The organism is Psychrobacillus faecigallinarum, from assembly GCF_014836595.1.
In the GTDB taxonomy this organism is placed as follows: domain Bacteria; phylum Bacillota; class Bacilli; order Bacillales_A; family Planococcaceae; genus Psychrobacillus; species Psychrobacillus faecigallinarum.
The window spans coordinates 211,425-237,962 of the sequence record NZ_JACSQO010000003.1 but is presented as its reverse complement, the minus strand read 5'-3'; the positions used below and the strand labels follow the sequence as shown (position 1 = coordinate 237,962).

The 26,538-nt window shown below is 35.6% G+C and carries 23 protein-coding genes and 1 other RNA gene; 14 read left to right on the top strand and 10 right to left on the bottom strand.

Annotation, left to right across the window (positions count from 1 at the left end; translation table 11 throughout):
• Positions 1-98 precede the first annotated feature (98 nt).
• From ssrS to H9650_RS08720, 4 genes are all read left to right on the top strand, one after another.
• A non-coding RNA gene (gene ssrS, locus H9650_RS08735) (6S RNA) lies at positions 99-294 on the top strand.
• A gap of 353 nt (positions 295-647) precedes the next feature.
• Positions 648-1,421: a 3D domain-containing protein gene (locus H9650_RS08730; RefSeq protein ID WP_191697007.1), complete on the top strand. Its 774-nt coding sequence runs from the start codon at positions 648-650 to the stop codon at positions 1,419-1,421.
• Positions 1,422-1,844: 423 nt separating this feature from the next.
• Complete coding sequence (locus H9650_RS08725) at positions 1,845-2,609, top strand: YqjF family protein (RefSeq protein WP_191697006.1); 765 nt, start codon at positions 1,845-1,847, stop codon at positions 2,607-2,609.
• Between the two features lie 789 nt (positions 2,610-3,398).
• Positions 3,399-7,802 (top strand): S8 family peptidase, encoded by a 4,404-nt coding sequence (locus H9650_RS08720; RefSeq protein WP_154312362.1) that lies wholly within the window; start codon positions 3,399-3,401, stop codon positions 7,800-7,802.
• Positions 7,803-8,010: 208 nt separating this feature from the next.
• Here H9650_RS08720 and H9650_RS08715 read toward each other — a convergent pair whose 3' ends face one another.
• A complete protein-coding gene (locus H9650_RS08715) occupies positions 8,011-8,313 on the bottom strand; it encodes a YunC family protein (RefSeq protein ID WP_144538501.1) in 303 nt (100 codons plus the stop codon).
• A 797-nt stretch (positions 8,314-9,110) separates the two neighbouring features.
• Here H9650_RS08715 and H9650_RS08710 point away from each other — a divergent pair.
• The gene (locus H9650_RS08710) at positions 9,111-9,308 is read left to right on the top strand and encodes an alpha/beta-type small acid-soluble spore protein (protein WP_144538502.1); all 198 of its coding nucleotides are present in this window, start codon (positions 9,111-9,113) and stop codon (positions 9,306-9,308) included.
• Positions 9,309-9,425: 117 nt separating this feature from the next.
• On the opposite strand, the gene H9650_RS08705 is transcribed toward H9650_RS08710, so the two are convergent.
• The 6 genes from H9650_RS08705 to hutH all read right to left on the bottom strand — a co-directional run bounded on the left by H9650_RS08705 (position 9,426) and on the right by hutH (position 13,582).
• Positions 9,426-9,716, bottom strand: coding sequence for a DUF2653 family protein (locus H9650_RS08705; protein WP_144538503.1), 291 nt, complete (start codon positions 9,714-9,716; stop codon positions 9,426-9,428).
• On the bottom strand, positions 9,704-10,150 hold the full coding sequence (locus H9650_RS08700) for a hypothetical protein (protein ID WP_144538504.1): 447 nt from the start codon (positions 10,148-10,150) through the stop codon (positions 9,704-9,706). Before H9650_RS08700 ends, H9650_RS08705 begins: the two co-directional genes overlap by 13 nt.
• Positions 10,151-10,257: 107 nt before the next feature.
• Positions 10,258-10,386 carry a sporulation histidine kinase inhibitor Sda gene (sda, locus tag H9650_RS08695; RefSeq protein ID WP_144538505.1) on the bottom strand — a complete coding sequence of 43 codons (129 nt, stop codon included), beginning with the start codon at positions 10,384-10,386 and terminating at the stop codon, positions 10,258-10,260.
• A gap of 485 nt (positions 10,387-10,871) precedes the next feature.
• Positions 10,872-11,030 (bottom strand): hypothetical protein, encoded by a 159-nt coding sequence (locus H9650_RS08690; protein ID WP_154311746.1) that lies wholly within the window; start codon positions 11,028-11,030, stop codon positions 10,872-10,874.
• Between the two features lie 480 nt (positions 11,031-11,510).
• Complete coding sequence (locus tag H9650_RS08685; RefSeq protein WP_144538506.1) at positions 11,511-11,846, bottom strand: L,D-transpeptidase; 336 nt, start codon at positions 11,844-11,846, stop codon at positions 11,511-11,513.
• 224 nt (positions 11,847-12,070) lie between these two features.
• On the bottom strand, positions 12,071-13,582 hold the full coding sequence (gene hutH, locus H9650_RS08680; protein WP_144538507.1) for a histidine ammonia-lyase: 1,512 nt from the start codon (positions 13,580-13,582) through the stop codon (positions 12,071-12,073).
• A 276-nt stretch (positions 13,583-13,858) separates the two neighbouring features.
• Between hutH and H9650_RS08675 the strand changes: the two genes are divergently transcribed.
• The gene (locus H9650_RS08675) at positions 13,859-14,743 is read left to right on the top strand and encodes a DUF4349 domain-containing protein (RefSeq protein WP_191697005.1); all 885 of its coding nucleotides are present in this window, start codon (positions 13,859-13,861) and stop codon (positions 14,741-14,743) included.
• Positions 14,744-14,924: 181 nt separating this feature from the next.
• Here H9650_RS08675 and H9650_RS08670 read toward each other — a convergent pair whose 3' ends face one another.
• The 3 genes from H9650_RS08670 to H9650_RS08660 form a co-directional block, all read right to left on the bottom strand.
• The gene (locus H9650_RS08670; RefSeq protein ID WP_144538509.1) at positions 14,925-15,887 is read right to left on the bottom strand and encodes a polysaccharide biosynthesis protein; all 963 of its coding nucleotides are present in this window, start codon (positions 15,885-15,887) and stop codon (positions 14,925-14,927) included.
• 40 nt (positions 15,888-15,927) lie between these two features.
• Entirely contained in the window at positions 15,928-16,557 is a 630-nt protein-coding gene (locus H9650_RS08665) for a DUF1796 family putative cysteine peptidase (protein ID WP_144538510.1), read from the bottom strand.
• A gap of 268 nt (positions 16,558-16,825) precedes the next feature.
• Positions 16,826-17,200, bottom strand: coding sequence for a DUF4183 domain-containing protein (locus H9650_RS08660; protein ID WP_225215984.1), 375 nt, complete (start codon positions 17,198-17,200; stop codon positions 16,826-16,828).
• A gap of 170 nt (positions 17,201-17,370) precedes the next feature.
• On the opposite strand from H9650_RS08660, the gene H9650_RS08655 reads away from it, so the two are divergent.
• The 8 genes from H9650_RS08655 (at position 17,371) to H9650_RS08620 (ending at position 26,386) form a co-directional block, all read left to right on the top strand.
• Positions 17,371-17,730, top strand: a complete 360-nt coding sequence (locus tag H9650_RS08655) for a DUF4183 domain-containing protein (RefSeq protein ID WP_191697004.1) — start codon at positions 17,371-17,373, stop codon at positions 17,728-17,730.
• Between the two features lie 86 nt (positions 17,731-17,816).
• A complete protein-coding gene (locus H9650_RS08650; RefSeq protein ID WP_151111529.1) occupies positions 17,817-19,070 on the top strand; it encodes a glycosyltransferase family 4 protein in 1,254 nt (417 codons plus the stop codon).
• Complete coding sequence (locus H9650_RS08645; protein WP_151111527.1) at positions 19,054-19,692, top strand: hypothetical protein; 639 nt, start codon at positions 19,054-19,056, stop codon at positions 19,690-19,692. The genes H9650_RS08650 and H9650_RS08645 overlap by 17 nt, the downstream gene beginning before the upstream one ends.
• Before the next feature lie 149 nt (positions 19,693-19,841).
• A complete protein-coding gene (locus tag H9650_RS08640) occupies positions 19,842-20,789 on the top strand; it encodes an NAD-dependent epimerase/dehydratase family protein (RefSeq protein ID WP_144538515.1) in 948 nt (315 codons plus the stop codon).
• Between the two features lie 36 nt (positions 20,790-20,825).
• Positions 20,826-21,725 carry an NAD-dependent epimerase/dehydratase family protein gene (locus tag H9650_RS08635; RefSeq protein ID WP_191697034.1) on the top strand — a complete coding sequence of 300 codons (900 nt, stop codon included), beginning with the start codon at positions 20,826-20,828 and terminating at the stop codon, positions 21,723-21,725.
• Between the two features lie 111 nt (positions 21,726-21,836).
• Complete coding sequence (locus H9650_RS08630; RefSeq protein ID WP_144538517.1) at positions 21,837-23,732, top strand: PrkA family serine protein kinase; 1,896 nt, start codon at positions 21,837-21,839, stop codon at positions 23,730-23,732.
• A gap of 108 nt (positions 23,733-23,840) precedes the next feature.
• Positions 23,841-24,992 (top strand): sporulation protein YhbH, encoded by a 1,152-nt coding sequence (yhbH, locus tag H9650_RS08625; RefSeq protein ID WP_144538518.1) that lies wholly within the window; start codon positions 23,841-23,843, stop codon positions 24,990-24,992.
• Positions 24,992-26,386, top strand: a complete 1,395-nt coding sequence (locus H9650_RS08620; RefSeq protein ID WP_151111525.1) for a SpoVR family protein — start codon at positions 24,992-24,994, stop codon at positions 26,384-26,386. The genes yhbH and H9650_RS08620 overlap by 1 nt, the downstream gene beginning before the upstream one ends.
• Positions 26,387-26,538: the final 152 nt, after the last annotated feature.

The following is a 26,538-nucleotide window of genomic DNA, read 5'->3' as shown; positions in this document are numbered from 1 at the left end:
ACCATTATACATAAATGTTAACTAAGCACATTTACTTAATTGGCAAGACTAGAAATTATTTCACTTGAAATTAAGGGAAAAGGGGTTTATTATATGACTATAAGCTGCATTGTTCGTATGAATATTAAGTTTTAACCTTTATGCTGTAACAGGGAGTTTTATATAGAGCCGGAATGACAAGCTTCGTTCTCTTTTTAGACAATGAAGACATGCATAGAAGGTTTCTGCGAACACCCACTTTGAGGAGTGGTGGTTTAAAACTTTCATATAAGATACGGCAAAGGCGGCTTTTACCATTAAAGTATAGTTTCAATAAAACTTTCTAGCCAAGCATCTTCCCTTTTAAGGGAAGGTGCTTTTTTGTATAGAAATGTTTTTTAGGATTTTCTCATAAATTATATGGCATAACCCCATTTGCTTGTCGGGGCAGAGATAGGCGCTTGCGCTTTTCTTACATAGGCGCTTGCGCTTTTCTTTATAAAATAATTTTTAGAAATTTTTAGAAAGATTTCATGTAAGGAACCATTTGTAATACTCCTTTGGGTTCTGTCATGTATTTATTATCTCTTTAACACTATTCTGAAATAGCTTTGACATCTTTAAGTGTTATGCTAGGAGTCGTTAGTGAAAAGGAGGAAATTCATTTTATGAAAAAACACATTGTAGCACTAACAGCTATAGCAGCACTATCAGTAGGGACAGCAGGACAAGCTTTTGCATCAAGTGTCCATACGGTAGAAAAAGGCGATACACTTTGGTCCATTTCACAAGATAATAATGTTAGTGTGGAAAATTTACAAGCATGGAACGATCTCGATACAACACTTATATACCCAGCTCAACAATTAAAATTAGGGGAATCCACTGATACTTATACAGTTGTTTCAGGGGACACTATTTCTGGAATTGCCAGCAAGCATGGTATGAGTGTGACTGAACTAATGACTAGTAACCAGCTAATAGACGATTTAATATATCCTGGAGACAAATTAGCTGTTAGTGCAGGCAAAGTACAATCACAGGTAAGTGCAGCTCAAAGTCCTGCAAGCAGCAACTCAAACACTACTAATTCAAGTAAACCAGCGGCTTCAACGTCTACTAGTTCAAGTAAACCAGTGGCGTCAACCTCTGAAAAAGAGATAACAGTAACTTCTACTGCATATACTGCTTCCTGTAAAGGGTGTTCCGGAATTACTTCCACTGGAATCGATTTAAATGCCAATCCAAATCAAAAGGTTATTTCAGTTGATCCTTCTGTTATTCCTTTAGGTTCAAAAGTTTGGGTTGAAGGCTATGGAGAGGCTATTGCTGGGGACACTGGTGGAGCTATTAAAGGAAATACAATTGATATATATATGCCTTCCTATGAAGATGCTATTAATTGGGGACGCAAGACAGTTACAGTAAAAATATTAAAATAAAACTTTTCTGATTAATAAAAAGGCCTATAGTCGTTTTGGACAAAAAAATGGATGTTATAGGCAGTCGCTAATGAAAAAATCGTTATATCATTCATAATTTTTACATTGAAAATCTCAATATTTTTTTATCTTTAATATTTTGGTTTCTATGTAAATAACTAGCGGTTTAAAAATTCACCTAGAGGTGTATAATACCGATATGAGAAACAGTTAATCACTGAAGAAGATCTCCCTTCGTTTTTCTCATCTGGTTTCCATAAGTGAAATCGGGCCCCACTGTTGAAGAAGTGGGGCTATTTTTTTGCGTAAATTTATTTTACAAAAATAGCATTTTATTCTTAATAATACATAGAAAAATGGGGATTTGTATAACCATTTATATATTGGGTATATATTAATTAAAAAGAAAAGAGGATAGAAGACATGGGAAATTTCTTGAGCGATAAAACAGCTCAATGGGATGAAAGTCATCGTCTTTGGCCTTTGCCCGATATACCTTGGATAATAACACAAACTTGGAATAATCTTTTGTTTGCTCATTATCCAGTAGATTTAAAAGTCCTCCAAAGCTTAATACCTGATGAATTAACATTAGATACTTATAATGGAACAGGTTGGGTGGGTATTGTAGCTTTTCGTATTACCGGGAGTAGAGTGAGAGGTGTCCCACCTTTACCAGGACTGGCGAACTTTCCTGAAATTAATGTGAGAACTTATGTAACTATTGATGAAAAACCTGGTGTTTACTTCTTAAGTATGGATGCTAGCAATATTCTTGTGGTAGGAGGGGCAAGGACGTTATACCATCTACCTTATGTAACTTCAGAGATGAAAGTGGATTACAATCATCCTTTTATTAAGTATAAAAGTAACAGATTAGATAATTGTGGAGCGGCATTAAATTGTAGCTACAGACCAATTTCAGATCCTTATAATGCTCCAGCGAGTTCATTTGAAAAATGGATGGCTGAACGCTATTGCTTATATACAGTCAATAAGAGGGGAGAATTACGTCGCTGTGATATTCTGCATCAGCCCTGGTTACTTCAAAAAGCAGAAGCAAATATTAGCTTAAACACATTGCTTTCATCTCAAGGTATTCCAGTCGAGTCCGATAAACCTATTTTACATTACTCTAAAAAGAAGAAGGTACGTATGTGGCCGTTAGTAAATCCGTTTGAAAAGTAGAATAATATTAGAAGTGCGTTAGATTCAAGGGAGATTCCTTGTATTTAACGCCTTTTGATTTTTCTAAGAGAAATATTATTTGTCAGATTTTCTGAAAGATAGATGCTCTTCTTAAAATTATGGAATGGAGAATCCTGTTGAAATGGTAGCTATAATAAAACATTTTAAGAGTTACAGGTATTTAGAACTTCTTAATAAATAGTGCTTAATAATCGTTGTACTTTTTTATGAAACTGTAAAGCTATATTCTAAAAGGGTTTCCTTTGAACAGTTAAGTAGTTCTTTTTTCCTTTAAGTAAAATTACCAATTAAAATATTTTAAATATTTAGAATAATATAGTAGTATTTAATTATTTTTTAGTTAATAGAGATTTTATGTAAATTTTCAATAAAAGGTTAATTCTTACATATCAAAGGATTAGTACAGCCTACAATGAAAATTCAATGAAATAAAAAAGTTCTTTATACCTAAGTAAATTAAGTTGAAATTAGTCTTAATCAATCAAATTAGAAAAAATGTACTAATTCGTGTCAAATTTCGACAATATATTTATATTTACTGCTTTATAGTTTTAATTACATCAAGAGCTTTCGTAGACACCATGGAATTCTGCCTAAATTAATTAGGAAGGGGGGAAAGGGTGTTTTTGTGTTTTTAGAAAAGTATAGACATTTGTTCGGGCAGGGAAAGACATGAAGTAAAAATCAGAGGAGGAATGGAAGTTGAGTAGTAGAAAAAATAGTCGAACTAAACGTACTAAAGCCGTTAGTATCGCAGCATCTATACTTATGACATTTTCACTGATCGCTCCAAACGTGGCTAGTGCAGAGGCTAATAGCAAACTTCACCAATCTATGAGAGAGTCGAGTCCAAGTAATATATCTGTTCAGGACAAACTGAGTAGTAGATTGCTAGAAAGCTTTAAACAGGATGAAAAAGTAACCTTTTTGATTAAATTTAAAGAAAAGGCTGATACGGCAGGAGTGGCAGCGGAAGCTAGGGAAAATGCCGAAGGTAAAAACCTATCCGCTCATAATACGAAGCTTGTTCAGCGGTCAGCGGTTGTTTCAGAGTTAAAGTCCACTTCTATGGAATCTCAAGAAACTGTGATGGATTTTCTTGAGAAGGAAGTTGAAAAAGGAAACGCTAGTGACTTAGAATCCTATTACATCGTTAATGGTATGTCCGTAACGACAACGAAAGAAATTGCCGAAAAAATAGCTACTTTTCCTGAGGTAGAGAAAATACTTCCAAATGAAACCCGGCAGTTATTTACCACTAAAACAGAAAATGCGGTAATGCCTAAGGCAGAAATTGCAAATGTAGAGTGGAGTATTGAACGGGTCAAGGCTCCAGAGGTTTGGGAAATGGGTATTGATGGCGCAGGTACTGTTGTTGCTAGTATTGATACTGGTGTTCAATGGGATCATCCAGCTCTAAAAGAAAAGTACCGTGGCTATAACAAAGCAACTGGACAAGTGTCTCATGACTTTAACTGGTTTGATGCAACCTCAGCAGCTCGTGCTACACCGTATGATGACCTAGAACATGGTACGCATGTAACTGGAACAATGGTAGGTAGCGAACCAAATGGCTCAAACCAAATTGGGGTTGCCCCAGGTGCTAAGTACATTGCTGTTAAAGCGTTTACCACATCTGGTGGGTCTGACGCGGACCTTTTAGAAGCAGCACAATGGATTTTAGCTCCAACTGATGCTAATGGAAATACACGTGTAGATTTAGCTCCGGATGTAGTAAATAACTCTTGGGGTGGCGGACCAGGACTTGACGAGTGGTACCGAGACGTTGTAAATAACTGGCGTGCTGCAGAAATTTTCCCTGAGTTTTCTGCGGGTAATACTACTCTTACAAATCCAGGAGGAGCAGGCTCTGTAGCAGCACCTGCTAACTATCCTGAATCTTTTGCTACTGGAGCAATCGATATTAATAATAAAGTTGCAAATTTCTCTCTTCGTGGTCCATCTCCATACGCAGAAATTAAACCTGATATCTCTGCACCTGGTGTGAACATTCGTTCATCCATTCCAGGTGGTGGCTATGAAGGTGGTTGGAATGGAACATCTATGTCAGGACCAGCGGTATCTGGTGTAGCTGCATTACTTAAACAAGTTAATGCAAACCTGACTGTAGATGAAATGGAAGAAATTTTATTAAATACAGCTATTCCATTAACTGATACCCAATATACGGCAGTTCCAAACCATGGCTATGGCTATGGATTAGTTGATGCTGAAGCAGCTGTTTCCTCAATCCTTACAGGTCTTGGTACTTTAAAAGGACAAGTAACGCAAGAAGGCGATGACAACGAAGCGCCAGTACTTGAACATTCTGCTCCTGCTGAAACTTATGAAGGAATGAGTTTAACTTTAACTGCTAATGTTACAGATAACATTAGTGTTTCTTCTGTAGTTTTAAACTACCTAGATGCTAATGGTGCATGGCAAGAAATTGAAGCTGGTCGCACATCTGGCGACTATAAGTCTGGAGTATACTCAGTAGTGGTCCCTGGAGATTTAATCACAGGTACTTCCTTCAAATATACTTGGACTGTTACTGACTTTGGAAATAACGAAGTAACTAGTGATGAATATACTGTACAAGTAAAACCAGGAATTACTGTTGGTTACTCAGAAGATTTTGAAGCACAACCAACTGGATGGTATTCTTTTGGAAACCAAGATAGCTGGGAATGGGGAGTACCAACATCTGGCCCTGGAAATGCTGCATCTGGTGAAAAAGTATATGCTACTAATCTAGACGGTCTTTATGCAAACAGCATGAATGCAACACTTGTAGCACCTCCAATCGATTTACCTGAAGGAAACTCTTATCTTCAGTTCAAGCATTGGCATAACTTTGAACAAGCATCTTCTGGAAGAGCTTATGATTACGGCCATGTATTTGTTTCTACTGACCAAGTAAACTGGGAACAATTATTAATGGTTACGGGAATTTCTACTGCTTGGGAAGATGCGGAAGTTGATTTATCTGCATATGCTGGTCAACGTATCTATATTGGATTTAATGCATTTTCTGATGGAAGTGTACAAAGAGACGGTTGGTACATTGATGATGTTGCCTTAACGGATGTATCTCAAACAGGTAAAGTATCAAAAGGCAATGCTGGAAACAAAGGTAATGCTGAAAATGCAGGAAATAAAGGAGAAAACCAAAAAGATATTGATGCTAAAAAAGAAACGGTAGATCCTACAAAGATTAAACCAGTCCTACCTGAAGTAAAAGCTGCTCCACCAGTAGGCGAAGATGTAGCTGTGCCGACATTGCTACCTCTTGGTGCTCAAGTAAGTGTTCTTGAATCGGGTCGCTCTGTTTATACAGATCCGGCAAATGGTTCTTACTCAATGACTCATGGAGCTGGAACATTTACAGCGAAAGCTGAAGCTTACGGCTTCACATCTGAGCAAAAATCAGTTGTGATTGAAGCAGATGGAACTGCAACAGCTAACTTCACTTTAGATGAAGTAGAGCAAAATACTGTTAGTGGTACTATTACAGATTCTGCTACAGGCGAAGGTATCGCTGGAGCAACTATATTGCTTGTAGAGGATGCTAATATTACTCCTGTAGTAACGGATGAGAATGGTAACTACTCTATCACTGCTTATGTAGGAGACTACACACTTAAAGTTATTGCTCGTGGATATCATGGTCAAGAACTTCCTGTAAGTATTGACGGTGAGCCGATTACGAAAGATATCGCATTAGAGCCTTTCTACACTTACCCAGGTGGGGAAATTGGTTATGATGACGGAACAGCAGAAAATGCTAGAGCATTTAATGCAGCTGGAAATGCATGGGCTGTAAAAATGTCACTTCCTGAAGGAAAAGAAAGTGGAATTGTAACAGATGGTGTGTTTAAATTCTGGACTACTGAATGGCCTGTACCGGGTGGAACTGCATTTGCAGTGGAAGTTTGGGATGCAAGTGGAGCTGATGGTACACCAGGTAAAATGCTAGCTGGTCCTGTAGACGCGACAGCACTTCGAAATGGTGAATGGACTGTTGTTGACCTAACAGAACACAACATCGTAGTAACTGGAGATTTCTATATGGTTTATCGTCAAACGACTGCAAATCCAAATTCTCCAGGCTTAGGAACAGATGAAAATGGTACAAATGCTGGCAGAAGCTATCAAGGAGTTTCTGGTGCATGGTCGCCTTCACCTACCGCAGAGGGTAACTACATGATACGAGCTCGTGTAAGCTACGAGGTAGTTGGCCCAGTTATCACTTCTCCTCAAGAAGGATTAGTGACTAATGAAGAAGAAATTACAATAGAGGGATCTGCATCACCAACTACAACAATCGAGTTGAAGCAAAATGGTGAAGTAGTAGAATCTACAGAAGTTGGAACTGACGGTAAATTTGCTATTGATGCAGTATTAACAGAAGGTGAAAATGAATTTACAGTTGTCTCTAATTTGGATGATCGTGAAACTGGAGAGTCTGCTCCTGTAACTGTTATTTTAGACACTCAAAAGCCTGAACTAGCTATTACTAAACCAGTTGATGGCGAGAAAACAAATCGTGAGAGTGTTACTGTTGAAGGTACAATTGCAGATGCTAATTTAGAGTATGTTCATGTAAATGGACAACCTGCAACAGTAACTAACGGTAAGTTCTCTAAACGTGTCCTTTTAGAGGAAGGATTAAATGAAATCACTGTAGAAGCGAAGGACAGAGCAGGAAACATAGAAACAAAAACAATTAAAGTTACTGCTGACTCCATAGCTCCAGAGATTTCTAATCTGAAACCAGCGACTGATTTAAACCTTAAAACTGGTCGTAGTGTTAAAATTGAATTTGACAGTGAACCAGGATTAAAATCTACATTTGTTATTCATATGCCGCTTACAAATGTGGGTAATGTACAAAATGCTACAGAACTTCCAATGATGGAAACTGGAAATGGACATTATGTAGGTTATTGGACAGTACCAGCTGATACTGTAGCTAATGGAGCGGTAATTGAGGTTATTACAGTTGATGGCTTTGCGAATGAAACACGTCAAAAAGCAGCAGGTAAACTGTATGTTAACGTAGATGCACCGACTTCACAGCCGTCAGTGGAAAAACCTGCTGATGTAGAGGAGCCAGCAAAAGGAAACGAAGATAAGAAAGAAGAAATTGATAACTTATTAACAAACTAATTCGGCAAAATTTAAAAGAGTGTCAGTAAGGAATTTCCTTGCTGACACTTTTTCTATTATTGGTGATACACCAAAAAATGAATGAAATTTATAAAAAGGCGTCGACTTCCTTAGGGTATGGAAGTGATAAATTCTGTTCAATTTTTATTTGAAAGAAAAAGTGATTCATTTTGCCGGTCCTACTAATTACTCGAAGTCATTTTCCTATCTAGACCATTCTTAATAATGCATCTTTTCCTACCATTCCAGTAGTGATTCCCATTTCTATTGCTTCTAATGTAACTGATTCTAATGGAGCGTTTAAAAGCTGGTCAATTGTTTTAACTCCAACTGCGCGACCTGCAATAATTTGACGATCCTTCAATTTTTCATTGAGCAATCCTATGTCTAGTGCCCCACACATAATATAACCTTTATCATTGGACACGGTAAGTAAGTTAGTTTTAGGAAGTTCAACTGAAACAGCTATAAAAGTATTGCCCTCTATTTCTATTGGTTGTACTTTAATCATGTTAATACCCACTCCTTTTAACGTTTCCCTACAAGTTATGAAATAGGGTGACAAAGCGTGCATTATTACTAAATAAGTTTGCTAAATATGCTTTTACACCTCATATACTTCTTATAGTAGGGGAAAGTTAAAAAGGTAATGCTTTGTTATTTTAGCTACAAAAACCTTTAAAAACTATTGTTTTCTTTAACTTCTACCTGATAGTGGGGATTTATGGGCGGAGCAGGAAATTCATGATGTAAGAATATAAAGTGTACTAAGAGTGAATTAAAAATAGTTTAGAAACAGATAAGTAGCTTGCGAATTAGTGCGTTTAAATAAAAATCATTCTTAAATCAGATTGAATAATTTAATTACTTTAATAGCACTTTACCAGTTAAATACGTACATTTCATACTTGTTGATAGTAGCGCCAGGCGGCGACTCCGGAGGGATGAGTGAGGCAGAAAAACCATCACAACAGGAGTGTATGCGACGGTGATGGCTTATCGATCACCCCACGGAAAGCCTCCGTCTAGAGTGGAAATCAATTATTATATTCTTAAAAAAGCATCTGTATATCATTGTTCCTATCTTGATAGTTCGTACTTTTTCATAAAAACAGGAATTATTAAATTGATTGACTTCTATAAAAAGCTTAACCAAAGATAAATAAATAATGCTTGATTAAAGCTGTTCTTTAAAAAAGAAAAAATTTCTGTTTCGGTGGTTTATAAAATAACAATAATTTCCTCTTATTTTCGTTGGTATAAATAAAGTCAAATGGCACAATCTAATCTCACAAGGAGGTGAGAAAAATGTCAAACAACAACAATAAACTACTTGTACCAGGTGTTAAACAAGCTCTTGATCAAATGAAATATGAAATCGCTCAAGAATTCGGTGTGCAACTTGGAGGAGAATCTACAGCGCGTGCTAACGGTTCCGTTGGCGGAGAAATTACTAAGCGTTTAGTAGCTCAAGCTCAAGGACAAATGAACGGATCACAAAAATAATTAAACTTTACGGCCGATGGCTATTTTAGCCATCGGTTTTTAATGTGCAATGAAAAACATAAGTGCTAGGAAAAATAAGCCAAGAAAAAAACCGAAGAAAGATTCTTCGGTTTTTTCTTAGCTTACTATAGCGATAATTCCCTCTTCTTCATCAAAAACAAGCTCGATTCCTGTAGTAATAGGATCTAGATTTAAAAATTCTCTCATTGTTTGGCGAAGAGATTCGATAATGTCTAATGTGCTTAAGTTATGTTGCTGATTATTTATATAAGCTTCTGCGGAAAAACCAACCTCATCATCAAAGATTAGTTCTACTTCAACCTCTTCAGGAGTAGTATTAAATTTACGACCAAAATGGACGCAAATAGCATTAATAATATTTTGTTCTGGTATAACTAGTTTCTCCATGTGTGTGGATCCTCTTTTTTCTTCTTGTCTTTAAACATGTTGAAGATTTTAAGTGCAAGCACAATAATAACAATGATTGCCACTGCATTTATTAAGAAGCCTAATACAGATCCTAGGATACCCATATTAGCAAATAGACTACCAAAAAGTAATCCAGCTAAACCACCAACAAAAAGACCCTTCATTAGTCCCCCTGCAGAAAATCCTCCTTTAGGAGTAGTGTTGTTAGTAGTTTTGTTTGTTGCTGTTGTATCATCTTTTTTATCCTTTTGAATATTTGAATTAGTGTTATTAGAGTTGTTATTTGAGTTAAATCCTTTTTTTCCGGATTTATACTTTTTTGCTTCAGCAGTAATATCATCTTGGAAGACGAAGCTACCGACAGATGAAAAGACAAGTGTGATGGTAAGTAAAGCGACGAGCAATTTTTTCAATGTATTAACCTCCGTTGAATAGTAATAGCTGATATAGTATGGGTCTACTGTATTACCTTATACTATATACGAAGGAATGGAAAGAAAGTTTCACTTTTAGATAAAAACTATAAATCAACCTTGAGTGAGCGACGTTGAATTTCGCTTTCTAATAGAGCTAAAAAGTCGGGGCAAAGTTCTAGTTCCTTAGCAGTAAAATATGATTCTAATAATAAATCATCTGACATTTTACTCATGTTTTTTCCTCCTGTTAGTTAAATAGTAATATATGAGAAAAGTTCTTCTTATTAAATAATTATTATAATAGATACTTTACCAAATAATCTCAGATAGAACAATCGTTCTTTTTATCCACAGTAATGTATGGATAAGTTGTGTATAAACTGTTTATAAGAATTTCAAATGCTTACTCTTCTAGTGTGAGTTCTGTGTGTAATTTTATCCACAGTAAGAAAAAAAGGCGGATTTTGTCGAAACATTTTAATGTAAAAACATTTTTTTTACTTCTAATTGAAAAAAATGAAACATATTATATGTTTTAAATATTTTTCAAGTATATTCAATAACTTTTTGTTCTTTTTATTCATTTAATCCTGTGGATAAACAAAATATTTCCTTTTATTAAATACCCATAAAGAATAAACTTAAACCAATTAATTGAATTTTTTAAAAAATATTCTTTATCCATATCCATTATCTCTTCGTCTGTTATCTCTACCTTTTATTTATCCACTTCTTGTTCCATATTTTGTTCCTCTACGTTGATATCTTCAGGACCTTCATCGTTTTTATTGGTTGAATCATTGTCACATGCACCAAGCAGGCCTAATGAAATCAATGAAAAAGCGCCGATTTTTGCGCGTTTATTTTTAGCAAACATATATATTACCTCCGAAATTTTTTCTTAATTAACAAACGTCATCCCTAAAATGAGTTTTCTTATTTACTTACCTCTCTTTTCAAGAGGTAAACTTAAAAAGGAGTAATAGGTACAAAATACATACAGTGATGTGATCTATGGTTTATCAAAAAAATTTAGGAAGCATTACAACTGAAAAAGTTAATTTAACAAAGATATGTAGACAATCATAGAGGAACAAATAAGAAGGAACAGTAGGAACAAGAAGTCATATGCTAATATGAATCGCTAAAACGAATTGGAATAGGGTAAAAGGGTTGAAAGTCAAAAGTAGGGAAGAAACTTACAAAATATATTTAGAAATTGGATGAAGTGGAAAGTGTAGGATCATTTGTACAGGGGAACTTAATTAGCATAGTGAATTGGAAGATATAATTTTATTAATATACGGCTTACACTTCGTCTGTAATTAGTAACATATAGCGAGTTACTTGGAAATTTTCATTTATGAATGTATACATTTGTTTGAATAGGGACCATAGAAGAAAGTTCTATAACATCATCGTTGTACATCCTTATACAACCTAACGAAACCTCTTTACCAATGGAGCTAGGGTCGTTAGTTCCATGAATGCCATAATGGGGCTTTGAGAGACCCATCCACAACGCTCCATAAGGACCTCCAGGGTCAATTTCTTTATTAATAATTATATAGTTGCCTGTAGGGGTAGGAGTTAAAATTTTTCCAACTGCAATGGGGTATGTTTTAAGTAATTTGCTTGCATCATAAAGCTTTAGCTGACGCTTGCTAACAGACACATCAATCCAAAGTGTCAAAGAACCACTCTCCTAAAATGTTATTCATCTTATTATATGTGAATGGCTAGGAAACGTTTAAAGAAGAGAAGGATGAATGCATGGTCCCTGTCTAAGGGGGGCGAGTTATTCCATAAATCGAATATGGTTCAAGAGGATTGAATAAAGTGAAAAGGCTTTTCTACTAGCGACTAGAAGGAACACTGTAGAGGATGCCTTTTCACAATTCTATACAAGAGATTATTTTAACTATGATTAAGCACTTTGCTTTTTATAGTTTCTTCTTTTAAATATGCTTGCATAAGTTTTATGTCATTACTAAAGACGCGATCTTCTTTTATAGATGGGATGAATGAACGGAGTTCTTGCCACTTCTTCAGTAGTCTTGGAGACATAAGATCCTTCCCGCGATATTCAGTACCTTGAATAGCACAAATAGCCTCGATAGCAATAACATGACGAGTATTTTGGATAATTTGAAAAGCGTGTCTTGCACCTATTGTTCCCATGCTTACATGATCCTCTTGGTTTGCTGAAGATGGAATGGAATCGACAGAAGCAGGGTGGGCAAGTGTTTTGTTTTCTGAAACAAGACTTGCGGCTGCATATTGTATAATCATGACTCCAGATTGTAGGCCAGGCTCAGGACTTAAAAAGGGAGGAAGCCCATTGTTTAACTGTGGATTTACTAATCGTTCAATACGACGCTCCGAAACATTTGCGAGCTCTGCCATACCCACTTTTAAAAAGTCCATAGCAAACGCGATGGGTTGCCCATGAAAATTTCCTCCCGAAATAACAGAACGTCCGTCTTCAACAATTAACGGATTATCTGTAGCCGCATTCATTTCAATCTCTAACTTTTCCTTCACATAGGAAAGAACCTGCCATGTAGCTCCGTGGATTTGGGGGATACATCTTAACGAATAAGCATCCTGCACTCGTTCCTCCCCTTGCTTAGTGACGAGTTTGCTTCCCTCCAACCATTGGAGCATTCGCTTAGCCACTTCTACTTGTTCTATATAACCTCTTGCTTCATGGATTGCGGGATGAAAGGCATCTGTTATTCCATGCAAAGCCTCCATAGTAATAGCAGCAATCCACTCACTTTGGTAAGCGAGAGTTTCAGACTCTAGCCAGTTAATCACGCCTTGCGCAGTCATCGCTTGGGTTCCATTTATGAGAGCTAGACCTTCCTTTGCCTCTAGAACTATTGGATCTAAGCCATGTCTTTTCCATATCTCTGCTGAAGGGATATGTTTGTTATTCTCCCAAACTAGTCCTTCACCGACTAGAACAAGAGCTAGATGAGATAATGGAGCTAGATCTCCTGATGCTCCAAGTGAGCCTTGAGATGGAATTACTGGATGAATGCTATGATTAGCCATATATGCTAGTCTTTCCAAAACCTCTAAACGAATGCCTGAAAACCCCTTCAATAACGCATTCAAGCGAAGTACAACCATTGCTCTAGAAACCAACTCATCAAAAGGAGCACCGATTCCACAGGCATGTGATCGGATAAGGTGTAGCTGGAGTGCATGAACATCTTCTTCATTTATACTCACATCACTAAATTTTCCAAATCCTGTATTAATTCCATAGACAGTTTGCTTACTACTAACAATATCTTCTACAACTTTTCTACTATTAAGTACGCGGTTAACAGCTTCCGTGTTTAAAGCTATTTTTTCATTTTTATATAAAATAGCTCTCATTTGTTCTAATGTTAGGCCATATCCTTTTAAATGAATCATTTTTCACAGTCCTCACGTCATTGTGTAATTTATATTAAATAATTCTTTTGCTAAGAGTAGGGTAATTTCAGCGCTGATGTTTTCAACTGCTTTATCTCAACAAAAAAATTCTCTTCTTTATTCTATCGAAATATTTAAATAAATTAAGTGTTTTTACTATAAAAGTAAAAATTTCTCATCTGCTAATAAAATATCCTGTTAGTGTACTAAAACAAATGACTGTAACTAAACGAAACTATATCCGTCTATTTATACAAAGAAAGGGGATATTTGGAAATGGTAAAGTGGATTAAACTTGTTAGCTTCCTATTCGTCTTTTTATTGGTAGGTTGTAGTGCAAACGAAGAATCTGCTAAAAGTGATATGCTTGAAAAAGATTCAGCCGATTATTCCAATGAAGTAGCGAATATAAGTGAAGAAGCAAAAGAAGAGAGCTTAACAGATCAAAGCAAAGAGACAGAGAGTTCCAAGGAAACAAAAACACAAAGAATGATTATTCATAATGCAGACATAAGTGCAAATGTTAAAGAGCTTTCGGTTGCCCAAGAAAAAATCACGCAAAAAGTAAAAAAGTATAATGGATACATTGTAGAATCAACCGTATATCAAGAGAGTGAGTCTAACAGTTATGGTAAAATGGTTGTCCGAGTTCCAGAGGAGCATTTTGAAACTTTTTTAGTAGAAGCAGAATCCGAAGTAACCAAGGTACTAGAGCATAATGTTACTGGAGAGGATGTAACTGAGCAATATGTTGATTTAGAATCAAGACTAAAATCAAAAAGAGCAGTGGAAGCTCGTTTACTCGTGTTTATGGAAAAGGCAGAAAAAACCGAGGATTTACTTAAAATTTCAGATGATTTAGCGAAGGTACAGGAAGAAATAGAAATAATAGTAGGGAAAATGAAGTTTCTAGAAAACCAAACTTCGTTATCAACGATTGAAATGACCTTGTATGAAAATAAAATAGTTGTTCCAAGCATTGAAAATGATGACTTAAATACATGGGAGAAGATAAAGAAGCAATTTGTTACAAGTATTAATTTTCTTTTATCCATAGGTTCCAGTATTCTTGTTTTACTACTTGGTAATTTGCCGGTGTTAATTATTTTAGGTGTGCTTGCATTTATCTCGTACTCGTTATTTAAAAGAAGAAAGAAATGACTTAGCAATATCATTCTAAAAATCTATTCTTTATAGTTTTTGTTTTTATGTAAATTGAAACTAAAATTTAGTGGATATTAATAACTAAAAGCCAACTTTTATTTGATCTTGTCTCTTGAGTTGATCAGATAAAGTTGGATTTTAGTTATAATCTAATTTTGTAGTAGGTATTTTGATTTGCTTATGATAAGAAATTGCCTTCTATAAGCATTTGTTTTATTTCTTCCTTAGTCATGATTATGTTATTAGTATCTAGTAGCACGTCAGGTATAGCTTGTTCATTATTAGAACCTGTATTAGATATAAGGATTAAGTTATTGTTAAAGATGCTCGCTAATGGTCTCTCATTTTCAGCTATTAGAGCTTCGTGAATTTTCTCTCCTCTTCTAGCACCTATTTCTATTAGACTTACATCTTTCTTTTGGTAATACTCAATAAGCACCTCTGCTAGGTCGAGGATTTTACATGCATCCATTTTCATGACAAATATCTCTCCTCCATTACCTAACTCAGCTGCTTGCAGTAGAGTTTTAATGGCATATTGAGGTGTAACGAAGTACCTTGTCATAGCTTTGTCTGTGATAAGAATCTGGTTATCTTCTTGTAATTGCTTTATAAATAAAGGAACTACGCTCCCGCTGCTTCCTAATACATTTCCACCTCTAAGGCACATGAATCTAGTAGTTGATGAAGTGTTATTAGCATGAATAATTAATTTTTCACCAAGTGCTTTAGTCATTCCGTAAGTATTAGCTGGATCAGCTGCTTTATCGGTCGATACATAAATCACTTTTTTCACCTTGTTGGCAATAGACGCCTCGATAACATTGTAAGTACCTAATACATTTGTTTTAAAAGCTTCTAAAGGGTTTTCCTCACATACTGTAACATGCTTTAAGGCAGCTAAGTGAAAAACATAGTCAACTTGCTGGCAAGCGTGATTTAATGCCTCTCTGTCCCTTATATCACCAAGGAAAAAATGTATTCTTGAATCATCAAGGCTTCTACGTAAGGTAACTTGCTTATCCTCATTTCTTGAGAGAATAATAATCTTCTTCGGGTTAAAAGGTAGTAGCTGATCAGTTAACTCAATACCCCATGAGCCTGTCCCCCCGGTTATCAGTATCGTTGAATTTGTAAACACTGCATTTCCTCCTGAATTAATTTTATTTTGTTTTGATATGTCATTTACTTTTTGTTAAATAAATATCACTTAATACCTCTTTCCACAGTTCTCCATTCCCTTCCCAAATATCTTCATTTGGAAATTCCATCATGCAGACTTTTTCTAAAGGACAGTGTTTTTCGACCATCCATTTGACTGGAGTATGATTAATTAGTAATACATTAAAATCGTGTTTGACCATTTCAGATAAAGTATTTTGAAGTGATGCTGCATCCTCTAAAGTTCCTTCTGTTCTAACGAAAAGTATACGTTTAGCTGTCTGCATTTGATGAAGAAACCTTTGGATTCTTCTTTCGTATTTCTCCATCACTTCTAGATATGATCCTAAAAATTCTAGGGTATTTTTTTCTCTACTAAAATCATGGTTAGAAACTAGGTTGTAGGCATCATCTGACACACAAATATTAGAGTCAGCATAGCCTATAACACGTAAGTTATCGTAATCCATGAATCCAATGAATCGATTTTCTAAAAGTTCATTTACTGTTGATAAAGTAGGACTCGCCATCCAATCAAGGACACCAGAGAAGGGTCTCAGATTATGTTTTTTTAACTGAATAGATGCTAAGCATAAATCTCCTAAACTGAAAACTGCATCGTAGCCCCCTTTTAGCTTCGATAGTTCCATAATTTCACCTCCTTATATTTTTAAAGGTTTAAGAATGAGAAGAAAGCATAATAACCATACTTTTCATTCCTATTTGTATTAGATGCAGCAAATGAAAAGAGAACAGGGGCTGATTCCTACCTTTTTTAAATATTTAATAGAGAAAAGAGTGTCCAAAAAGTTTTACTTATTTCTTTACTGGAGCGAGTCCATGTTTAATAGCGCTTCATTTAAATAGACAAAATAAAAGAAGGCTCGTGAATAATTCACGAGCCTTCTTTTATTTATATCATTCTGGTGTATTAATTTCAGGAGCGAAGTTAATGATTTCCATAATAATTGGCGTTCCTTTAGGAATTTCAGCATCCTCTGGTAGAGAAATTAATAAAGAGCCTACTCCATCTTCTCCAGCAGTATAGGCAAAATTGTCATCCATCTGAAGTACACCATTTATATATACATTAAAGTAGCTATTATTTAAATTGAGTAAAGGTAAATTTTGAGCAACCTCTCCACGATCATCTAAAAACATAGATGTATCAATCTTATGGGTACTGACATCCGTTATGATCTCAGGAACTTCATGAAAAAGCCGCGTTACCATCGGTGAAGCTGAAACACTTTGTTTTGGGCCAATAGCAAGTTTAATTATTTTTAATGACAAGTATTTTCCTCCTTTGAACTTCTTTAACAACATATGTGTCCAAAGGAATTCATGTTAAACAGGGACATGTACTTTTTTGAAAATAGGAATAAAGACCTTATGTGTACACATAATGATTTACTTATGGATACAATATGGCATATAAATTTATCTGTATGATGGGGGATATAATGAATAACCAGCCATATATACCACGAAAATCCATTGAGAGACACTCGCGTCCGTTATTATTTTCTGTGTCTGTCAACAAAGCAGAAAGAGAGGTTTTTAGCCCTAAGGAAGTTAATACTTATGAATTTTTTGTCTTGTCAGATGGAAGTAAAAGGATTTACTCAGAGAATGATGCAATGTTGGAATATGGAGTTCAAAAAATACCTGATCCTTCTACAGTTTCCTACATGAATTTATTTATAAATGGAATTTTACAGCCTAAAGCAAATTATGAAATTACACAGGGAAAAATAACGTTATTGACTGAAGATGTTCCATTAACAGGTTGTCCTATCATATTGCAGATGATAAAAATATAAATGCTAAAAAAAGTTAAATGCGCCCAATCTCTTACATGGTGGAAAAATAAATTAGAATAAGTGGTTAAAATAGGGGGATGTATACATTGAAAATACTGTTAGCGACGTACTGGCCTGTTCCACATTTAGGCGGAGTGTGGAATTACATGGTGCAGTTGAAAAATAAGCTAGAGTCAAATGGCCATGAGGTGGACATAATCGGCTACGACGAAAATAATATAAATATTTGTCTTTATAATCAAAATAAGATTGTTTCGAGAGACAAGTTGCTACCTTTGCTACAGGCTAAGATTAATCAGCAAAATTTTCCGGAATTATACGAAAACAAGCTTATTGAATATACAGAGTTCCAAAGGTATGTGTTTGAATTGGGAGTGGCGTATTTTGGGTTAGAGAAATATGACATAATTCACACGCAGGATGTTATTTCTAGTGCTTGTATAAATCGGATTCGTCCAGATCATGTTCCGCTGGTTGCGACTCTACACGGCTCAGTAGCACATGAAATTCACCATCAGTTGACTACCATTCATAAGACTCCAAATGCCTACATGGCTAGAACTTATTATGATGCTTTAGAAGAAGAGGGAGCAACTTCTCCGGAAGTAACAATTGTTGCAAATAACTGGTTAAAGCATATTTTGGTAAACGAATTTAATGTACCAGATGAACAAGTAAAAGTACTTCATTATGGTTTTGATACTGAAAATTTCATTAAGCAAATGAAGGTGAAGTCTAGTGTTCCTGCTGCTAAAAATAAAAAAGTTATTATTTATACAGGTAGATTAACAGATTTAAAAGGAGTACAGCATCTCATCACGGCATTAGGGAAACTTAAAAAGAAACGTCAGGATTGGGTATGTTGGATAGCGGGGGTTGGAGATGATGAATCTAAGTTAAGAGTTAAAAGCAAGGTATTTGGATTAGAGGACTATGTTGTTTTTTTAGGAAAACGAGATGATGTCCCGTATCTTTTAGGGAAATCAGATATATTTGTTTTGCCAACCTTATTAGAAAACCAACCTTTATCTCTTATAGAAGCCCAAATTGCTGGGAGAGCATCCATTGTAAGTGATGTTGGTGGAATAAATGAAATGATAGAACATAAAGTTACTGGTTTATTAATTCCTCCAGCAAATCCTGATCTATTGACTGAGAATCTTGACTTGCTTTTATCGGATGAGCAGCTCAGAAAAAATTTAGGGTCTAATGCAAAAAAATGGGGAATGACACATTGGTCAATTGAACAGGGGATCAAAGATCTATTAAATGTTTATAATGAAGCAATATCCATGAGGAAGAACGGTGTTGAGGATGTCACAGATGTTTCAACAAATTAAACTTTGGATATTGTCGTGGTTAGTAAAAGGTAGGGATTTTTGTCAAAGAGTTTGGAAATCAATTTTTCCTTCAAAGATCGAACATCTTAAAGAAGACAAGGTAGAAATAGAAGAAAATGTTTTTGCCACTAGTCGAAAATACGATCGTCTTTTCCCATTACAGAAGTCGAAAGAGCATATTTTGGTATCTGAAACGGTTTGGAATAAAATTCAAGATTCAATGCCGAGTGGTTATATAATTCCCAATGAACAATCTCTTCACTTGCTATCAACTATGAGTTCCGACTACTACAATAATTTCTTCCATGATCCTCCTTCTACGCCTTACCTATTTGTAGAAGGGGAAGTTTGGAAAAAGATTATGGAGAATATAAGAGAAGATTATATTATTCCTACCTCTTTGTTTGAGAAAGTTATGACACCCATGAGTAGTGATTATTACGATAAACTTTTCCCTCAATCATATAAAACCTCTAAAGTTTTTGTAGATAATCAGATTTGGGAACAAATAATTAAAAATATACCAGAATCGTATAGTATACCTAGTAAAAATACAGATAGTCTAATTTCTAAACTCTCTCATAGTAACCATAACTCTATTCTAATGAAGCCCCAATTTTAACTAATTTATCTAATTCAAAATCCTCTTTTGTCGATGAATGGAATACCCAAGCTACCCTTTTCCTTCATTCATCGATTTCTTTGGGAATATGTCCATGAACGATACTATTTTGCGGCATATGATAAGGAAAATCTTAAGGAGGACAAATTTTGAAAGTAATTGTAACAGGTGGTGCAGGCTTTATTGGATCCCATCTTGTTGATGAGCTTATTTCTCGAGGGATAGAAGTTCATGTTTTAGACAATTTAGTATCAGGTCAGCTACATCAAGTTAACCCAGAAGCCCATATGTATGTAGTAGATATTCGAAGTGAAGAAGCAAGACGAATTATTCTACAAGTGAAACCAGAGGCAATATTTCATTTAGCAGCGCAGGCGGATATTGGAAGATCTGTACAGCATCCCAATTATGATGCTGATGTCAATATTATTGGTACCATTAATTTATTGGAAGCAGCAAGAAATGCCAAGGTAAGAAAGTTTATATTTGCTAGTACTTCGGCTGTTTATGGTAATTCACACAATGCGCTTATTTCTGAAGCCGATGTAACGATTCCTTCTTCTTATTATGGTTTGTCCAAGCTCACTGCGGAGTCTTACATAAGACTTTATTATGAGCTTTATAGACAATCATACACTATTTTAAGATACGCGAATGTATATGGTCCTAGGCAAATACCGAAGGGAGAAGGAGGGGTTGTATCTGTATTTCTTGACCGTATAAAAAAAGGAGAAAGTTTAAATGTTCACGGGGATGGTCAACAGACGAGAGACTTTATCTATGTAAAGGATGTTGTAGCAGCTAATCTTGCGGCAATGAATAGCGGTGACCAACAAACTCTCCAAGTTAGTACCTCACAGAAGACTTCTATTAATGAAATACTAAAGCTTTTATCCAACAAATTTGATGTAAGTGTCAAAAAAGTATTCACTCCCCCAAGAGAAGGAGATATTAAGCACAGCTGTCTATGTAACAAAAAGGCTGCTGATATATTAAATTGGCAACCTCATTATACGATAGAGGATGGATTAGAAGAAATCCGTGCTTTTGTCTCTCAAACAGAAGACACTTTAAAGGAGATGGAAAAGTATGAGTAATCCATTTTTTGAAGTTGAGCGGAATGTTAAGTGACTATGAAACAGAAAATAATGATAACAGGTGCCACTGGTTTTACGGGAAGTCATGCTTGCCAACATTTTAAAAGAAATGGTTATGATGTGATAGCTGTTTCAAGAAGCATAAAGACTTACGTAAACGAAGAAAACATTTTGGTTGAGCAATGTGATTTAACAAACAAATATGAAGTTAATAAATTGATTCAAAGAGTGCAACCAAACTATTTACTGCATCTAGCTGGGCAAAATCATGTGCAAGAATCTTGGTTAGACCCAATTGCTTCTCTTGAAGCAAATGCTCTATCTACTGCTTTTTTAATGGAAGCACTCCGACAATATAGTCCCCCTTGCAAAGCAATTGTAGTAGGATCAGCTCTTCAATTTGATTTAAGTAATATATCCTCTCTTTCTCACCCTTATAGCCTAAGCAAATCGCTTCAAGTACTAATAGCCCAATCATGGGAAGCACTTTTTGATATGAACATTATTATTGCCAAGCCCTCCAATTTAATAGGACCAGGAGTATCTAATGGAGTGTGCTCCATACTGGCAAAGCAGGTGGCTGAACTGGAGATACTTAAAGGAGCGGGAAGCATTACAGTAAATAATTTATACGCTCAGAGAGACTTCATTGATGTAAGAGATGCAGTTCTTGCGTATGAGAAAATATTACAATATGGCCAGTCAGGAGAGGTTTATGATATTTCCTCTGGAAGGCCAAGGTTTGTAAAGGATATTACTGATTGTTTAATGGCCCTTTCTAACGTGCCATTGGACGTCAATGCTGTAGAGAATATTCCAGAAAAAATACAAGCGGTTGAACCTAAGGCGCTTTTAGACATAGGATGGAATCCTAGTATTCCATTTGAAAATTCGATGGAGGACATCCTTAACTATCATCGAGAATTATTAAAGTAGCTTGGTTGGGTTGGCTATTAATTTTCCAAGCAAAAGGAACCCTTATAAACGTGTATCATTTATATAATCTTTTCATACAATGTATAAACTAAGCCCTGAATGGAGGGAAACATGGACATTTTAAACAAAGTGAGAAATTACCGGGAAGCAGAAAATGATCTGAAATGGGAAGGTACATTCAGTGAATTTTTAGACATTGTAAAAGAACGACCAGAGGTAGCTCAAACAGCACATGCACGAGTATATAGTATGATTAAAAGTGCTGGGAGTTCGAATAAGAACGGAAAGAAAAGATATCACTTTTTTGAAAATGAAATGTTTGGTCTTGATGAAGCATTAGAGCGTCTCATAGAAGAGTATTTCCATCCAGCAGCGAAGCGATTAGATGTTAGAAAGAGAATTTTGCTGTTGATGGGTCCAGTAAGTGGTGGCAAGTCGACGATTGTAACTTTGTTGAAGAGAGGTTTTGAGCAGTATTCTAGAACGGATGCAGGAGCAGTTTATGCTATTAAAGGCTGTCCAATGCATGAGGATCCGCTTCATTTAATTCCTTCACATCTACGGGAGGACTTTTTCGAAGAGTTTGGTATTCGTATAGAAGGAAGCTTATCGCCCCTTAACTCTATGCGCTTGGAGCAGGAGTATGGCGGAAGAGTAGAAGATGTTTTAGTAGAAAGAATTTTCTTTTCAGAAGATAAGAGAGTAGGTATTGGCACTTTCACTCCTTCTGATCCTAAGTCACAGGACATTGCAGATTTAACAGGCAGTATAGATTTTTCAACGATAGCAGAATTTGGTTCAGAGTCAGATCCACGTGCTTATCGATTTGATGGAGAACTAAACAAAGCCAATCGAGGAATGATGGAATTTCAAGAAATGCTAAAGTTGGATGAGAAGTTCTTGTGGCATTTACTTTCTTTAACGCAAGAAGGTAATTTTAAGGCTGGTCGATTCGCGTTGATTAGCGCTGACGAACTTATCGTTGCCCATACGAATGAAACGGAGTATCGATCTTTTATATCCAATAAAAAAAATGAAGCCCTGCATTCTCGTATTATAGTAATGCCTATTCCGTACAATCTGAAGGTTAGCCAAGAAGAACGTATATACGAAAAAATGATTCATGAAAGCGATATGGCTCATGTGCATATTGCACCTCATGCATTAAGAGCGGCTGCAATTTTCTCTATTCTAACTAGACTAGAGGATCCTAAAAAACAGGGTGTAGATATCGTAAAGAAAATGAAATTATATGATGGAGAAAATATAGAAGGCTTCAATGAAATAGATGTGGAAGAAATGAAGAAGGAATCCTCGAGTGAAGGTATGCATGGAATTGACCCAAGATACGTGATTAATAGAATATCCTCTGCCATTATTCGTAAAGAGGTACCGTCTATTAATGCATTAGATGTATTACGAGCACTTAAAGAGGGCCTTGATCAGCACGCCTCTATTTCAGATGAGGACAGAGAAAAGTATTTAAATTATATTGCAATTGCTCGGAAGGAATATGACGAAATCGCTAAAAATGAGGTCCAAAAAGCATTTGTTTATTCATATGAAGAGTCTGCTATTACGATGATGAATAACTATTTAGACAACGTAGAAGCATTTTGCAATAAAAATAAGATGAGAGATCCTCTAACTGGAGAAGAAATGAATCCAGATGAAAAATTAATGCGTTCTATTGAGGAACAAATTGGTATTTCTGAAAACGCTAAAAAAGGCTTCCGAGAAGAAATCTTAATCAGGCTTTCCGCATATGCGAGGAAAGGCAAACGTTTTGAGTATAACTCTCATGAACGGTTGAGAGAAGCTATTCAAAAGAAGCTGTTTGCAGATTTAAAAGACGTAGTGAAAATTACTACCTCTACTAAAACACCTGATGAAGCTCATTTGAAAAAGATAAATGAAGTAGTTGCTAGGTTAATTGATGAGCATGGCTATAACTCCATATCAGCAAATGAATTATTACGCTATGTAGGAAGTCTTCTTAATCGATAACATCATAAACACAAGACTAATATGTTTCATTGGTCTTGTTTTTTTTATACTTTGGCAATAACTCTGTCGCACCGGCATATGATAAAAAAATATAGGTAGGTGTTAAGGATGGATGAAAAAGAAAAAAATCAATTTGTTATTTCACAGGAAAACTGGTCGCTACATCGTAAAGGACATCAAGATCAGCAACGTCATGCAGAAAAAGTGAAGGAAGCAATAAAAAATAATCTCCCAGATTTAATAAGTGACGAGAGTATTATCATGTCAAATGGACGAGACGTTATTAAAATTCCGATTAGATCGTTGGATGAATATAAGATTAGATATAACTATGATACTTCTAAGCATGTGGGTCAAGGTAAGGGTGACAGTAAAGTCGGTGATGTTGTAGCGAAAGGTCCAGGAGAAGGTAATGCTTCCGGCAATGGTAAGAAGGCGGGGGACAAAGCAGGTCAGGATTACTATGAGACAGTTAGTATGGAAGAAATAGAAAATGCCCTTTTTAGTGATATGGAGCTGCCTAGCCTGGAAGATAAAGAAAAAGCTGAAATTCTCACAGACCATATCGAGTTTAATGATATACGCAAAAAAGGATTAATGGGTAATATTGATAAAAAAAGAACACTTATAACAGCCATCAAAAGGAATGCATTAAAAGGAGAAGCTTCCATTGCTCCTATACATCAAGATGATCTACGATTTAAAACATGGGATGAAGTAGTTAAGCATGAATCTAAAGCAGTGGTTCTTGCTATGATGGATACAAGTGGTTCTATGGGAGCGTTCGAAAAGTATTGTGCACGTAGCTTCTTCTTTTGGATGACGAGATTTTTACGTTCTAAATACGAAGCAGTAGAAATTGAATTTATCGCTCATCATACGGAGGCAAAGGTCGTTTCTGAGGAAGCATTTTTTACAAAAGGAGAAAGTGGGGGCACTATTTGTTCCTCTGCTTACAAAAAAGCACTTGAGCTTATCAAGGAAAAGTACCCTCCTTCACGATTTAATATATATCCTGTTCATTTCTCGGATGGTGAGAATATGACAAGTGATAATGAAAAATGTCTAAAGCTAGTTAACGAATTGATGAGTGTTTCACAAATTTTTGGCTATGGGGAAGTAAATGAGCATAGCAGATACTCATCATTGATGAATACCTATAAAACAATAGATAATTCCAAGTTCCGTCACTACGTGATTAAAGACAATAAAGATGTCTACGAAGCATTGAAAAGTATTTTTAAAAAGGGAGTTAAGTGATGGACACAAAACTTCAATATGCAATTGCTGAAATTACTGAAATTGCAACTGGTTTTGGTTTGGATACATTTCCGATGAGATACGAAATATGTCCCGCAGATATCATTTATACATTCGGAGCATACGGGATGCCAACTCGATTTGCTCATTGGAGCTTTGGTAAACAATTTCATAAAATGAAAATGCAATATGATTTTGGGTTAAGCCAAATCTATGAATTAGTAATTAATTCTAATCCCTGCTATGCATTTTTGTTGGATACAAATAGTTTAATACAGAATAAGCTAATCATTGCTCATGTGCTTGCCCATTGTGACTTTTTCAAACATAACGTCCGCTTTTCCAATACAAGACGGGACATGGTCGAAAGCATGACTGCTACTGCTGAGAGAATTGCCCACTATGAAATGATTCATGGAAAAGAGGAGGTAGAAAGCTTTTTAGATGCTGTCCTTGCGATTCAGGAACATATTGATCCATCTATTGTGCGTCCTAAGCTACCAAGCTACGATTTAGAACAAGAAGAAACAGAGGAAGTTAAAAAGAGTGAATATGATGATTTGTGGAATATAGATAAGAAGGATAATCCTAAGCTTATTCTTCCTTATCGAAAAAAGTTTCCTCCGCGCCCTGAAAAGGATTTACTACTTTTTATAGAGCAATATAGTAGAGAATTAGAAGATTGGCAAAGGGATATTTTAACCATGATGAGAGAAGAAATGCTTTATTTTTGGCCACAGCTAGAAACTAAAATTATGAATGAGGGATGGGCAACTTTTTGGCATCAGCGGATTATAAGAGAAATGGATTTAACCTCAGATGAAACAATTGAATTCGCTAAGTTAAATGCAAATGTGGTTCAACCTTCTAAAACATCTATTAATCCTTATTATTTAGGACTTAAAATCTTTGAAGATATAGAGAGAAGATATGATTCCCCAACAGAAGAAATGAGAAAGCATGGTATCCTTGCCGGACAGGGAAGAGAAAAAATATTTGAGGTAAGGGAAATTGAATCTGATATTTCTTTTATACGAAATTACCTTACGAAGGAATTGGTTAAGCAGGAGGATCTTTATCTTTTTGAAAAGAAAAATGGGAACTATGAAATCACAGATAAGGATTATGAGAATGTTAGAGATGAAATTATAGCTATCCGGGAAAATGGAAGTTATCCATATATAGTAGTGGAAAATGGTGACTACTCAAGAAATGGAGAACTACATCTAAAACATAATTATGAAGGAACGGAACTTGATGCACATTATTTGGAGCATGTACTTCCGTACATTTATCATCTTTGGGGGCGCTCTATTCATATGGAAACGTACATGGATAAAAAGCCTGTCTTTTATACTTATGATGGTAAAAAGATTTCAAGGAGTCTAATGTAATAAAATTAAAAAGGTTTCATAAAAGGAAGTAAAGCTTTTTAAACAAGGGGGGGGGGGACGCCCCTAAAAGGTAGAAAAGTGCACCTAAATAGCTGGAAACCGCCCCAAAAAAGGTGAAAATGGCTCATAAAAGGGACTGTGAATACTCACAG